The sequence below is a fragment of the Chryseobacterium carnipullorum genome (assembly GCF_003815695.1).
GTDB classification, from domain to species: domain Bacteria; phylum Bacteroidota; class Bacteroidia; order Flavobacteriales; family Weeksellaceae; genus Chryseobacterium; species Chryseobacterium carnipullorum.
The window spans coordinates 3,701,506-3,713,872 of sequence record NZ_CP033920.1; the positions used below are offsets into that span (position 1 = coordinate 3,701,506).

General features: G+C 34.0%; 24 protein-coding genes. 5 read left to right on the top strand and 19 right to left on the bottom strand.

The features are described 5' to 3' along the window. Positions 1–6 precede the first annotated feature (6 nt). Both EG346_RS16735 and EG346_RS16740 read right to left on the bottom strand, forming a co-directional pair. Positions 7–378, bottom strand: a complete 372-nt coding sequence (locus EG346_RS16735; RefSeq protein ID WP_123880210.1) for a hypothetical protein — start codon at positions 376–378, stop codon at positions 7–9. Then, a complete protein-coding gene (locus tag EG346_RS16740) occupies positions 371–1,030 on the bottom strand; it encodes a hypothetical protein (protein ID WP_123880212.1) in 660 nt (219 codons plus the stop codon). Before EG346_RS16740 ends, EG346_RS16735 begins: the two co-directional genes overlap by 8 nt. Positions 1,031–1,157: 127 nt before the next feature. On the opposite strand from EG346_RS16740, the gene EG346_RS16745 reads away from it, so the two are divergent. From EG346_RS16745 to EG346_RS16760, 4 genes are all read left to right on the top strand, one after another. Next, the gene (locus EG346_RS16745; protein ID WP_123880214.1) at positions 1,158–1,463 is read left to right on the top strand and encodes a hypothetical protein; all 306 of its coding nucleotides are present in this window, start codon (positions 1,158–1,160) and stop codon (positions 1,461–1,463) included. Between the two features lie 188 nt (positions 1,464–1,651). Then, positions 1,652–2,119, top strand: a complete 468-nt coding sequence (locus EG346_RS16750) for a hypothetical protein (RefSeq protein WP_123880216.1) — start codon at positions 1,652–1,654, stop codon at positions 2,117–2,119. Between the two features lie 56 nt (positions 2,120–2,175). Beyond that, positions 2,176–3,102, top strand: a complete 927-nt coding sequence (locus tag EG346_RS16755) for a DNA-methyltransferase (protein WP_123880218.1) — start codon at positions 2,176–2,178, stop codon at positions 3,100–3,102. A gap of 36 nt (positions 3,103–3,138) precedes the next feature. Further along, positions 3,139–3,345: a hypothetical protein gene (locus EG346_RS16760; protein ID WP_123880220.1), complete on the top strand. Its 207-nt coding sequence runs from the start codon at positions 3,139–3,141 to the stop codon at positions 3,343–3,345. A gap of 140 nt (positions 3,346–3,485) precedes the next feature. On the opposite strand, the gene EG346_RS16765 is transcribed toward EG346_RS16760, so the two are convergent. The 9 genes from EG346_RS16765 to EG346_RS16800 form a co-directional block, all read right to left on the bottom strand. Next, positions 3,486–3,806 carry a hypothetical protein gene (locus EG346_RS16765; RefSeq protein WP_123880222.1) on the bottom strand — a complete coding sequence of 107 codons (321 nt, stop codon included), beginning with the start codon at positions 3,804–3,806 and terminating at the stop codon, positions 3,486–3,488. 69 nt (positions 3,807–3,875) lie between these two features. Beyond that, positions 3,876–4,082, bottom strand: coding sequence for a hypothetical protein (locus EG346_RS16770; RefSeq protein WP_123880224.1), 207 nt, complete (start codon positions 4,080–4,082; stop codon positions 3,876–3,878). A gap of 13 nt (positions 4,083–4,095) precedes the next feature. Further along, positions 4,096–4,383, bottom strand: coding sequence for an XkdD/Y8K6 family phage-associated protein (locus EG346_RS16775; protein WP_123880227.1), 288 nt, complete (start codon positions 4,381–4,383; stop codon positions 4,096–4,098). A 62-nt stretch (positions 4,384–4,445) separates the two neighbouring features. Next, complete coding sequence (locus tag EG346_RS16780; RefSeq protein ID WP_123880229.1) at positions 4,446–4,757, bottom strand: hypothetical protein; 312 nt, start codon at positions 4,755–4,757, stop codon at positions 4,446–4,448. Between the two features lie 10 nt (positions 4,758–4,767). Next, positions 4,768–4,944 (bottom strand): hypothetical protein, encoded by a 177-nt coding sequence (locus EG346_RS24880; protein ID WP_164466206.1) that lies wholly within the window; start codon positions 4,942–4,944, stop codon positions 4,768–4,770. Positions 4,945–5,026: 82 nt separating this feature from the next. Next, complete coding sequence (locus EG346_RS16785; protein ID WP_123880231.1) at positions 5,027–5,380, bottom strand: hypothetical protein; 354 nt, start codon at positions 5,378–5,380, stop codon at positions 5,027–5,029. A gap of 3 nt (positions 5,381–5,383) precedes the next feature. Next, positions 5,384–5,734 carry a YopX family protein gene (locus tag EG346_RS16790; RefSeq protein ID WP_123880233.1) on the bottom strand — a complete coding sequence of 117 codons (351 nt, stop codon included), beginning with the start codon at positions 5,732–5,734 and terminating at the stop codon, positions 5,384–5,386. A gap of 75 nt (positions 5,735–5,809) precedes the next feature. Further along, a complete protein-coding gene (locus EG346_RS16795; protein ID WP_123880235.1) occupies positions 5,810–6,268 on the bottom strand; it encodes a hypothetical protein in 459 nt (152 codons plus the stop codon). 52 nt (positions 6,269–6,320) lie between these two features. Beyond that, on the bottom strand, positions 6,321–6,686 hold the full coding sequence (locus EG346_RS16800; protein WP_123880237.1) for a hypothetical protein: 366 nt from the start codon (positions 6,684–6,686) through the stop codon (positions 6,321–6,323). 146 nt (positions 6,687–6,832) lie between these two features. Here EG346_RS16800 and EG346_RS16805 point away from each other — a divergent pair, with 146 nt between their 5' ends. Then, positions 6,833–7,042: a helix-turn-helix transcriptional regulator gene (locus EG346_RS16805; protein ID WP_123880239.1), complete on the top strand. Its 210-nt coding sequence runs from the start codon at positions 6,833–6,835 to the stop codon at positions 7,040–7,042. Between the two features lie 180 nt (positions 7,043–7,222). Here EG346_RS16805 and EG346_RS16810 read toward each other — a convergent pair whose 3' ends face one another. The 8 genes from EG346_RS16810 to EG346_RS16845 all read right to left on the bottom strand — a co-directional run bounded on the left by EG346_RS16810 (position 7,223) and on the right by EG346_RS16845 (position 12,280). Further along, a complete protein-coding gene (locus EG346_RS16810; protein WP_123880241.1) occupies positions 7,223–8,164 on the bottom strand; it encodes a hypothetical protein in 942 nt (313 codons plus the stop codon). Next, positions 8,097–8,900: a DUF1376 domain-containing protein gene (locus EG346_RS16815; RefSeq protein WP_123880243.1), complete on the bottom strand. Its 804-nt coding sequence runs from the start codon at positions 8,898–8,900 to the stop codon at positions 8,097–8,099. Before EG346_RS16815 ends, EG346_RS16810 begins: the two co-directional genes overlap by 68 nt. Continuing rightward, entirely contained in the window at positions 8,897–9,424 is a 528-nt protein-coding gene (locus EG346_RS16820) for an HNH endonuclease (RefSeq protein ID WP_123880245.1), read from the bottom strand. Before EG346_RS16820 ends, EG346_RS16815 begins: the two co-directional genes overlap by 4 nt. A gap of 100 nt (positions 9,425–9,524) precedes the next feature. Further along, entirely contained in the window at positions 9,525–10,553 is a 1,029-nt protein-coding gene (locus EG346_RS16825) for a DNA cytosine methyltransferase (protein ID WP_228426022.1), read from the bottom strand. A gap of 4 nt (positions 10,554–10,557) precedes the next feature. Further along, a complete protein-coding gene (locus EG346_RS16830; RefSeq protein ID WP_123880247.1) occupies positions 10,558–10,878 on the bottom strand; it encodes a hypothetical protein in 321 nt (106 codons plus the stop codon). A 12-nt stretch (positions 10,879–10,890) separates the two neighbouring features. Beyond that, positions 10,891–11,247 (bottom strand): hypothetical protein, encoded by a 357-nt coding sequence (locus EG346_RS16835; protein WP_123880249.1) that lies wholly within the window; start codon positions 11,245–11,247, stop codon positions 10,891–10,893. Between the two features lie 13 nt (positions 11,248–11,260). Next, entirely contained in the window at positions 11,261–11,833 is a 573-nt protein-coding gene (locus EG346_RS16840) for an NUMOD4 domain-containing protein (protein ID WP_123880251.1), read from the bottom strand. Between the two features lie 6 nt (positions 11,834–11,839). Further along, entirely contained in the window at positions 11,840–12,280 is a 441-nt protein-coding gene (locus EG346_RS16845; protein WP_123880253.1) for a hypothetical protein, read from the bottom strand. Positions 12,281–12,367: the final 87 nt, after the last annotated feature.

A 12,367-nucleotide genomic window follows, 5' to 3' on the forward strand; every position in this document is an offset into this window, starting at 1 on the left:
TATTTTTTAGATGAAGGAGATTCTTGGTAAAGCAGCTTTTAGTAAAGCAATCCCGGTCTTTTCTTTGTCAGGCAAAGCATCAACTCTTGCTGTTCCTGCCATGACAATTGCTGCTAAAGGGAAATCATCGATTTTAATATCATGTTTCACTAGTCCAATTGTACCAGCAAGCAAGGGTGCCGTCAAAGCCGCATTTAAGACTTTGTATTTTCCGTCTGCGTCTGGAACCACTACGGTACCAGCTGGAATTACTCCATCAGAGAATCTGGATGCTGCATCTGTTTTCGACACATGAACACCGCCCGGATAGGTTGCGTCAATCTGATCGAATACAACAATCTGTCTTCCTGACTGGAAATCATCGTTAATATTATTCATTGGTTTTTGCTTGTTTTTTAGCATCCACGTATGCTTGAACATCAGGCGAAACCTCTCCCTCTTTTTTAGCTTCACCGAATAATGGTTTAGGTGTAGATCCTAAAGCAAGATTGCCGAACTCCTGAGCAATTGCGTCTGATTTGGTTTTCATCTCAGTTGCGTATGCTTCAATTTGTTCTTCATTCTCAAATGTGATATTACTCGGAATTAAAGCTTGAATAGATTTAGATACTTTCAGCTCGTCTAATTTCGATTGCAGTTTTTGAGCATTGGTTTGTGCGGTTTTTTCAGCTTGAAATCCAGAGATTAACTCGTTTTGTTTTTCCATTTGCTCTCTGAAAGCTTTTACCCACGCTGGTTCTGCTTCGCCCGTTGGCTTTTCGACAGGTTTGTCTTCTGGCTTATCCTCAGGTTTGTCTGTGATTTTGCCTTTCTCCAATTCCTCTATTTTTTTTGCCAACGTTCGGTTTTGATCAGCGAATGATTGGAATATTGCCAAATCATCCTCTACCCCTGCTACTGCGTTTTCAATGTCTTCCTGTTTTTCGACCGCCTTAGACAATTGTTTTGCTTTGGCTTTCAAAATTGTTTCGCTCAACCCCAAATTCTTATACTTGGTTTTAAGCTGTGTTAGGATTTCTTGTTCAAACATTATGAATTCTTATTTGTTAATTATTGAATTCAAAAATACTTTCATTACTATTGCACAACAATATGCAATTACGTAATTTAGCACTACTTACTTAAAGTGTTACTTTATAACCATATAAAATGATAGAATGGACGAACTATTGATTAAAAGGAGTGCTGATTTGCTGGTGATTGATATGTTGGAAACAGCTTACAGAATTGAGAGGGTAAAGAAAATTACACTTACGTTAGAGGAATTTTGTAGAGTAATCGGCAGAGACAGAAGTGCGATTCATAAACTATTAAAGAATAAACTTCTCCCGGAGAACCTGGTAATAGGTGGCTATGAACACAGAAAGCAAAAGACCAAAGTATTATTTGATACTGAGAAAGTCTTGGAATGGCTCAGAAATCAAAAGGAAACTGAATTCGCTGATAAAGTATTTAAGATTTGATTGAGTGGCTTAAACAATAAAGGATATGAAATTTTACAACACTTACAATTCACAATTTGAATTACTTCCACGAATTACAATTATTTATGGTAGGCGCATTGAATTTTCAAGCAATGGTATTGCTTTAGAATGGCTATGGTTTGGAGTTTATTTAAAATTCAGAAGTAATTCATCAAAATAAAATACTCATGACATACGAAGAACTAAATAATAAAATAAGACAAATGAGAAATGAATCATTTGAAAATTCCTCTCAATTAACTTTAGGACAATTTATTTCTGAAATTGAAAGGATAGGAATTGTTGCCGAACATAATAATGAAATTAAAGATGTTTGCTTCGATTTTGGAAGTGCTATACCTACAACTTTAGACAGTTGGCGAGGTGCTTATGAAGAATTGGCATTAGGTTACGAATTAAGCGGGTATGATAATAATTCAAAACATTTTTCTGACTGTAAAGCTGATAAGTTTTTAGAACAATTAAAATCAGCTATCGGCAAAGAATATACAGGTTGGAAAGGTGGTGAATTCATTATGAATGAGGACACACCAGTGTGGGTTTCAAATAGTGGAAATTCAGACGACACGGGGATTATTGGAATATTAGATGATGGTTGGAGAATTATTGTCTTGACCGCTTTTTGTAAATATTAGACTATGAAGAAATACATCACTCTACCCAACGGAAGAAAGAATAACAAACCAAGCATATGAAGATAGATTTATATAACGAGGACAACTTAGAAGTAATGAAAAGGCTTCCAGATGAAAGTGTTGATGTTATTTGCATCGATCCGCCGTATTTATATCTGAAAAATCAGAAGCTCGAGAGGGTTTTTGATGAGTTGAAATTCTTTTGTGAATGCAAAAGACTTTTAACAAAAAACGGATTTATTGTGATGTTTGGTCGCGGAACTTCTTTTTACAGATGGAATACGATTTTAGAAGATTTGGGATTTATTTTTAAGGAGGAAGTAATTTGGAACAAAAGAAGGGGTTCGTCTCCTGTTTTACCACTAATGAGAGTTCATGAGACAGTAGCGATATTCACCAAAAAAACGGGTAAAATAAATAAAATTAAGGTCTGTTATGGTGAAGTTAAAGCTTTCGATTTAGATAAAGTTTTTGAAGATATAAAACGATTAGGAGGTTTGTTTAATAAAGGAAAATCTTACGAAAAAGTTTTAGAAAATCTTAGGATGAATGACGAAAAAGGAAGTTATGAGCATGGCATAAAACAAGGGATAACCCATAAGACTTCTTTTGGAGATAAAAACCACAATAGCTGTGTTAGCACTTACACTTTGTTGGCGATGGAAAATGGCGTGCGTGAGCAAAGTATTATTAATGATAATGGAAATCATTATTCAAACATTCATCCAACCCAAAAACCCGTCCGTCTTTTAGAGCGCCTTTTAAAATTGGTTATTCCAATGAAAAATAAAAATATAGTTGTTGCAGATTGGTTCAGCGGCTCAAACTCTTGTTGTGAAGCTGTTATAAATCTACAATCAGAATTTCCGGAAATAGAATTTGAATTCATCGGAACTGAGATTGATAAAGAATATTTCGATGATGGAAAAGCGAGGATTGACAATCTAATCACAGAAAAGGAAAAACAATTATTCCCAGTATAACAAACCTAAATTTATTAAACCTAAAAATAAAAGAAGATGATTGTAAATGAAGAAACTATTCATCAAATGGATGAAGATAGCCCTATTTTCAAAGCCGTAATTAGGGCAATGAAAATTTATTCAGAACAATGCATTAAGGCCTCTTTGGATAAAGCGAGTGAGAAATTACCTTATGATAGTATGGATGAAAAAATGCTATTGGAATCAATAATCACAAACAAAGACAACATTATTCTCCTTTAATTTTTACTTTCCTAAACATCAATTATATAAATGTCTTTAACTGATTCGGAAATATTACTATTAGAGCAGCTTATCCATGATAGAGAGGTGGATAAGCTGTTTAGTAGGTTAACAACTATTACCGAAGAAACCAATCCTAACTACAAGTTATTATTTGAGGCTATAAATAGCCAGAAGTGGGGCTTTAATGATAAGAATCGCCCTGTAGTTTGACCAGTAACAGATAATTGTACTTCGGCTTCTAAAACCTTATCCTCAACAGGCCCTAAAACTTTACCCCCATACTTTAGCTCTCTTTTCTCTGTATCGATCTCGAAAAAGTATTTAGGATCTTTTCCTTCAGGAACTTTGGAAGCTTTTAAGTTTGAAACTTCAGGTTTAGACGTGATTTCGTCATTTGAGTTTTGACATGAAGTTAGCATTACCAGCGTTAACACACCGATTGAAAATAGTTTTTTCATTGTAAAAGATTTTGATTTTTTGCCTGCGTTTAACCGGTGCAGGCTTACCGGGTTATTTTAGCGCTGTTGCTATTGTTCATGCGACAAATCCTCTCTTATGGTTTCGCTAGGCGATTTTCCTTCCATAAAATATGGCAAGTAAGCATCAATATCTATTTGCTTGTATGCGGTATTTATGTGTTTATCGTTTAAATTTAAACCTACGCACACTTGCCAGATCCAATATTTATATCCAAATGGATATTGTTTGCCGTTTAAAAAATTTAAGTTTTCCATTGTTTTTTTTATTTTATTTTAGTTCTGTTGCTTCTTTGATTAAATCATCTATTTCGGCAAAGTCTATTTCGTCGAAAAACGGACTGTCTTGCTCTATTTCCCAAATCTTTTCAGCCGTTTTAGAAATTTGCTTTAACATTTCAAGCATTTCAGGTGCTTTGGATATTAACAAGGCGTTAGCTTCACCTTCTTCTGTGTTATATTTATACACATCGCATATTGCATCATCTCCTTCTTGAATATCAGAATAAACATCACCGTGTTTCTGAGTCCAATTTCCTTTTGTTCCTTTGAATTCCATTATTGTTATTTTATTGAGTTAAGTAGCTGTAAAAATTCCCTGTACGCTAAAATTCTTCCTTCCTATGAATGCGCTGTATTTTCCATATTATTATCCAGACAATAGCCTACATATTCTTTAGCCGTCTGAATATTTAATTCAATCTTTCTTTCCAGCATCTCCTTCATCTCCTGCTCTCTGTCTGGGACCTCTTCTAGGAAATATTTAATAGGAAATGGACATTTAGCAAACCTTTGAGCGAATAAACCAAAATCTTTAGTACACATTAATTCACCGCTTTTTAAATCATCACTCTCTGTAAAAACGAAATAGTTACCGCTTTGCTCCGGCAGTCTTTCGCTCACCGCCACCTTAATGTATTTTGTTTTACTCATGATTTTTTGTTTAGTAGTTCTCAAGCTCTTCAAATGAGTAAAAACAAATCTCATAATCTGAAATATTGTGTAATTGCTGCCATTTAATTTTAGCATCTGATTTCGATTCCGCCTCAATAGTACCTATTTTATTTCCTCTATCACCAGCGTCTCCAACGTAGTATTCAATTACTGTAAATGTTTTCATTTTAAATTATTTCTTTCATATTGTGAATAAATTAACAAAGCTATCAGGGCTATTAATAATAAGTAAATCATAATTTATTTTATTAGTTCTCAACTTTATTTCGTGTATTTCCAACCTTGATTATATTCTTCAACATTGCCAGTGCTCTTGTTTTGGAGAATTTTAAATCTTTCTTAAAGGTTATTGCTAATTTATTAGATGTAAATCCGTAGCAAGCAAATGGCTGAGCGGAAGATAACATACTCATTATGCCTTTGTCTTTTTGAATGTTTTTAATAAAATCTCTACTATCTAAAATCCTATAATTTTCCCATTCAAGTATAAAGCTTTGGTAAATTCGACCATCCCTATAAATAACCTGCTTATGGAGAACTTTGTCAAATAATTCTAAATCATTTGTAAAATCATTCTCTATGGTGTACACATCTTTTTTCATAATTTATCGCTTTATTAGTTCTGGGTTAGAGTGGATAGAACCGATTACTTCAATTTCTTCTTGTGAAATGAAAACTCTTGAAAGTCTATGATGTACTGTTTTTAGCTTCATATAAAAAGCTCCATCCGAAAATACAACTTGATAAACCATTCCAAATCCTTTTAATAAATCCCCTTCGTAAATATCCACACCGTTCTTGTCAACTAAGCCCGTGAATTGCATTACAATGTGTTTTTTAAGATCAAGGCTATTAAATACTACATCGCCAAAATTCAATACTTGATTAAATGAAAAAGGCTTTGACATTACTTTTAATTTTGGGCAGAATGCTCTAAATTTTATTTCTCTGTTCATATTTTTTGATTTTTGAAATTTTTAAAACCAGGCTTTGGCGTACCTCTGCCCGGAAAACTAATTAACCATGATTGTTTAGGTGGTTAACCCGTGTTTTAGCTTAATAATACATGTAGTACGATTGTATTTATCCTGCTCGTATTCCAAAGAGATAAACAACTTGCCTAGAAGGCTTTGGATGAAATTTTCCTCAAATACTTCCATCTTAGGCTTTTTATAGAAACTACATTTTACTACGAATTCTGCATTATATTCATGGACTTTTCTATTAATACCCTTAGCGACGCTATCGATGAACTTGATTAGGGATTTTAATTGATCTGAATAATCCTGATAAACAATAATTTCATCTGTTTCTTCGTTTACCTCATGGCAATTTTCACAATAATGCTTTCCTTTTATCTCTCGCCAATCAGAATCATAAGCGTTTTCTATCGCGCCACTTTCATCATTCCAAAAAGCGTATTCGCCATTATCGTTCATTTCGCCACAACGGTCACATTTTACACCGTAAAAAATTTCAGTTACTATCATAATTTTTGATTTCTTTTATTTTATATGGGGTCTTTAAGCCGACCCCGGGGCGTTATTTTGTTCTAAGTCCTAAACTTTTTAAGAATCTCTCTTGCTTGAAACTCAAGTGAGAAACCTGCTTGTAACCGTAGCCATTTCGTTTGAATAACTCTTGGTAAATTTTGAGACTGAAAGGGTCCGGTTTATAGCCATTTCTTCGGTGGGGCTCATTCATTCTCGCGAACTGCAGAAGATCTTCATCTGACATTGCTGCTAAAGCTTCTTTGATTTCAACCGGGGTTGAGGCTTTCAGTTTTTTATAAACCGTATCGTCCAGATTAGCGAACGCTGCATCTACTATCAGCTTAAGCGCCTTTATATCTTCTGGTGTTAATTCGATTTCTTGACCAGTTTCTAATGTGTATTTAACTGTTTTCATAATTGTACTTGGATTGATATTAATTACTGTACAAATATATATAGTTGTATTTGTAATACAATAATTAAATGTGTTAAATATATGTTAAAATATATATTTGAAATACAACTAATCGCACATATAGTATAAATTATTATATTTGCAATATGGAAAAGCGTAAATACAATAGAATAAAAGCTGTTTTAGCCGACAAAGATGTGGATCAAAAAGCGTTATCTGCTTATTTAGGAACTGGAGAAACATCAGTTTCTAGATGGTGCAATAACAAGGCTCAACCCTCTATTGATGTATTTTTTAAAATAGCTGAGTTTTTACACGTCAGTGTTTGCGATCTTTTGGTTGAGGAAAAGAAGTAATCTTTTTCAGGCGCCGATCTATCTTTCAATTTATGTCTGGTATTTTTTGTTTGCAATTCCTTTGGATAATTACCTACAGTAAGCACTTTAAAATATTTAATACATGCTGATTTTTCTATTCTGTTCTGCCTGTATACTTCAGTTAGGCTTTTCATTTCTGGGCTCATGGTCTTGATTTTTTCATTTTCTTAAGCTCATTCCTTGTAATTCTATGATGTTAAAGCATTCAAAGAACCTATCATAGATTCGTTCTCCATATCTGATCTTTATTTCTTTAATGGTTTCTCTGACGTTATCCCCATAATAATTCAGAGTGAGAAATGTTCTAGCGTGATTTACGTACCGCTCACTAAGTATCTTTTTCATCAAATCAACACTTCCGTAGTTTTTAGCCATATCCTCAGATAATAAATCATCAAATGCGTTAGTTCCAAGCTCATATCTCTTCTGGAAAAGTGACAATTGATAATCGCGATCAACCTCTCTATCATGACGGTTAGCAGATTCATATTGTTTCACAACTTCATCAACTGAATTATACTTGAACTGCAGATTATATCTTCTTAACAACTGATCTGTGCCTTCAATATCCTTTACAATCAAGGGATTTACTGATGCATATCTGAAAACTTCATAGAATGTCTTTACAATTGCAGTCTTACCAATTCCAGGTTCTCCAATTATCACCCATCCCTTATTGAGGCTTGGAACACTTTGATCGTTTAGAAGAGGGCTGTTAAAAAATGATTTTCTTTGAAGGAAATAAGCGATCAGAGTATAGGCTAGCTTTTTCGCTTCTCCATCATTAGCCGTATCATCGAATTCTTTGCCGTTTACAAGCGGAAAATTCGCTTTAAATACCTCATAGAGACTTTCTGCTCTCATGGGCTTTAATTCCGGCAGAATGACCTCTTTCTGCTTTGGTATCGAATCGATCATTTTATCAAAATCATTTTCATACCTGATCAATAATTCCTTGTATTTTTCTGCAACCGGGTGTTTTGGATTATTTACCAGAAGATATTCTATGGCTCTTGTCAGAATAGGAGGGGCGTCACCGCTCAACTGACTGTCTAAGTCCGGTCCCGTTTGATTTTGTTTTAAAGCTGTTTGATTGTCCATTATTGAAATCTTTTCTTAAGTGAGGTTCTACGTTTTGAAATTTTAGTTTCCAATTTTTTATTTCGTTTCCAAATCCATCTTTCCAACCTGCATCTACCCAAGTTTGATATTTGGTGATAATCTGAGTTTTTTTTGATTCAAAGTCTTTGTTGTTTTGAGTCATCCAACTTTTAACAAATTCCAAAAATTCATTTTCGCTAGGAATTATTACTTTTAAACTATTTAAATCTTTATTTACATCTTCATTTTCATTTTCATTTCTATATAGTTCAAACACATGTTCAAACATTTGTTCAAGTATTTGTTCATTTTTCAAGTCTACGGAAGTATCTAAATGATCCATTACAAACTCTTTAATTGCTTTCTTTTTAAATTGTTGCGGGAATTTCTTTTGAAAATACCTTGACAAATAAGACTTTTTACCTGCATCAGACCTTTTATCTTTAAAAACCTCTCTTGCTCGCAAAATTTGTTGTGTTCTGGGATTAGATATTGTACCATCTTCATTTTCGTCAAATTTTTGTTTCAACACTTGTTCGAACACTTGTTGAAAGCGTTGGAATTCTGAAAATTTAACATTGCATAAAACTGCAAGTTTCTCAATATCATTTGGCAAACTTCCCTTATCGTAATTATGTAAAATAAGATTCAAGTACCATCCTCTACAATCAGAATCCATAGAAGCTGTACTGTTTAGCCAATCGTTAACATAAAGTAATACTGCCGGATCTTTCATTTAATTAAGTTTTTATGTGCGATTACGTGGCACGGTTGACAAAGTGTTACTCCGTTGCTAATTACGGTTCGTAAGTCTTTGAATAATGCATAAGGTTTAATATGATGGACGTGTAAATTTTCAGTTGAAAAACAATTTGCACACTTGTATTTATCTCGTCTTAGTACCTTCTTTTTCCACCTGACGTAAGGTGCAGATGTTCGAAATTTAGTCTCAGCATCAGAAACACCTCCCAACCAATTCCAATGATTTTCACCTCCCAGATGATTAAATGCTCGAATGAAATTATCTCTACAAACCCAACCATTATCCGAAGGAGAAAATTTTAAATTAAGGGTCGTTTTAAGGGTTGCTTCATCAACCCCATGACAGAAATCCAATAGAATAATGTTGTCATCGGGTATTTTACCGTTTTGATGTTGATAAACAAGTAAGTCCATGTAACAAGCTCTCTCTTTCGGAAGCATCATTCTTGTTCCTTCGTAAAAGTCTTTGCTATAAAATAAGAATGCAGGATCTTTCATTCATTCTTCAGTATTTAGTAATTTTCAAAAGCAATTCACCAGGCCTCAATCACCTGTACCTATTCCATACTTCGACATCACTCCATTGTATGGTTTGTTTCTATAATCTTTTTGCAATTTCTTCAACTACTTTTACAGTAACTGCATTACCTAGCATCTTGTATCGTTGTGTTTTTGGTATTTTTTTTTCAATTCCATCATAATTCCCTAATTCAGTCCAGTTATCCGGAAAGCCTTGAAGGCGCTCCCACTCAATCTCCGTCATACGCCTATATTGACCTTTAGTTTCTACATTTTTACGATGATCTAAATCGAGTGTTACCATTAAACCTTTGTCTGAATACACACGATTTTGCTGATATGGCTGAACACCCCCAGATTCTTTTGATGGGTTAATTTGGATTGTTGTCATATCAGAATGAAGTCCTCCCGAATTGCCTCCTGCTGTCAATGTTCCTGCAATTATAGGTACAGAAATATATGTATCTGTAGCCTTCATATTTCCAGCCCTTAATGTTGTGGCACTATATTTGGTTTGTGACCGTCCTTTTTCTGATTCTTTCTCGAATGAAGGTATGATGTCATCTTCTCCGATAGGAAATACTCCTGAGACACTTCTTCCTGTAAGATGTCCAACAAGGTATATCCGCTCTCTATTTTGGGGCAAAAACCACTTTGTATTAAGCAGTTGCCACTCAAGTCTATAACCCCCAATGTTGGCAAAGGCTTGGAGAATGCCCCAAAAGTCTGCGCCAGAGTTTGAGGAGAAAGCTCCTTTAACATTTTCCCAGATAAACACAGATGGTCTGAGCTCAGTAACCAATCTAATTGCTTCGAGGATAAGAACACTTCTTTGACCGTCCATCCCTTCTCTTTTTCCAGCAAGGCTGAAATCTTGACAAGGCGATCCGAAAGTGATAATGTCAACTCCTGTAAAGTCTCTTCCGGAAATATCGACAACTGAACCGATGAATTTTGCATTTGGAAAATTGTGTTTATAATTAGCGATAGCGTGTTTGTCTATTTCTGAGAAATAATGATTTTTAATTTCAAAACCTGCATCCTCAAAACCTTTTGAGAACCCTCCTATACCAGAGAATAGTTCTAATATGTTTATTTCTTTTTTCATTTTCTTATTGAGGTTTGTTGTCTTCAAATTCAGATAATTGAGGAATTTTATCTTCAACATCTTCATTGAATGTTTTGTTAATGAAATCCAGCTCTTCCTGAAAGACAAATGGAGATCTCAATTTCATGAACCTGTGCCATTTTTCATTTACAAAAGCATATCGATGATAATCCAGGTAGAGAAAAGCATCTTGTCGGCCGTGAAATTGCTCCATTGATTTATAAGAAGTAAATTCTTTCTCTTTCATCTCTCCGTTGCCATCTCTGTAGTCTAATTTGAAAGAAGTGGCGTTATTGATGTTGATTCTCTTTTTGAATTTTTTCATCTTACAGCCTATTTAGTGAAAATTAACCATTTCTTTTTTCGAGACAGCATCAAAACACCCATCTCGAAATTGGATTATTTGAACTTTAAAATTATAATCCGCTTCTATTTCAGAATTAAAATTCTCAAGAATATTATTAAGACCTTTTACAATTGATTTGCATTCTTTGACAGTAAGCCTACCATCGCAATCGGAGTGATTAAATAATGGTTTCAAATCATGTTTCATTTCTTCTAATTTGTGAAGAGTTCCGCCATATCCATCGTAATCATCTATATTTATTCCTATTTGATTACCTAATGATCTTCTAAATCTATTGAAGGAACTATATGGACCATGCCAGCAATTATGTGTAGTATCTAATCCCATAATATTTTATTTTTTAAAGTCTATTTAGTGAGTAACCGTTCTCTTTTAAATGCTTCCATCTTTGGTTATTTATAATTTTATGGATAGTAGTATCACGCACATTCAGCTTTTTTGCAATCTGGCATTTATTGAATTTTGGATTAATTCGGAATAATCTTCTGATTGCTAAAACATTTTTTTCGGATAATTTAGCCTGATATGATCTTTCGCCTTTGCGCATTAAATTAGTATTTACAGCATGATCTCTATTCTCTTGTAGTGTGTTCCACTCTAAATTCGAAACATGATTATTAGCTTTATTACCATCAATGTGATTTACTTCTAACTTACCATATGGATTATCTAAAAAATATTTCGCTACTAACCTATGAGCATATTTCATAACCCGAACATTATTAAACTTTACATAATATTGTTGATAACCTTTACCGTTGTCTTGTGGAAGGATTATTCGAGGCTTGTTTATTCTATATCCACATGGCTGAATCGATGAGTTAATTTTACGAGCAATACTTCTTAATCTTCCAAAGTTTGAAATCTGATAATTATTTTCAAACTCTTGTACGTCTTTCCAAATTTCTTCCATTGCTTTTTATTTTAAGTAGCCTAATTCTTTTGCTTCTCTGGGATTATCATGAATCCAAATGTGACCTTCACGGCTTACCGCCAACCAATATCTTGTATCTAAAAGAAGAGGGATATTGTTAATTCTTGCCCAATCATCAGCGAACCCGATTCTTTTCATTACGTGATGAACATCCGTAGTAGGCTGCTGTGTTACCGGGCAAGTTTTATTTTCAGGTTTTGCCATGTAGACAATTTTCTGAACTGTATACTTTGCGTTTTCAACTGCTCTTTTCTTCGAAACTTTTGAAATTGGTTTTCCGATGTCTTTAATCTTTACTGGCTTCAAACTCGCTCTGTAATTCCAATAATGAGTGCTACATCTTTTAGCGGTAAGTGGTTGCTCTTTTGAATTTGAAGGACAGTCAATACAAATACCTACTTTCTGTTTTATTGTACTGTTAGACATCGTTTTCGGGTGTTTTGAAGTTCTCTACGGAATTGAGCAAGTGTTTTCTCGTTTTGTAAAATCGTATCACAGATGATTTTGTATTTG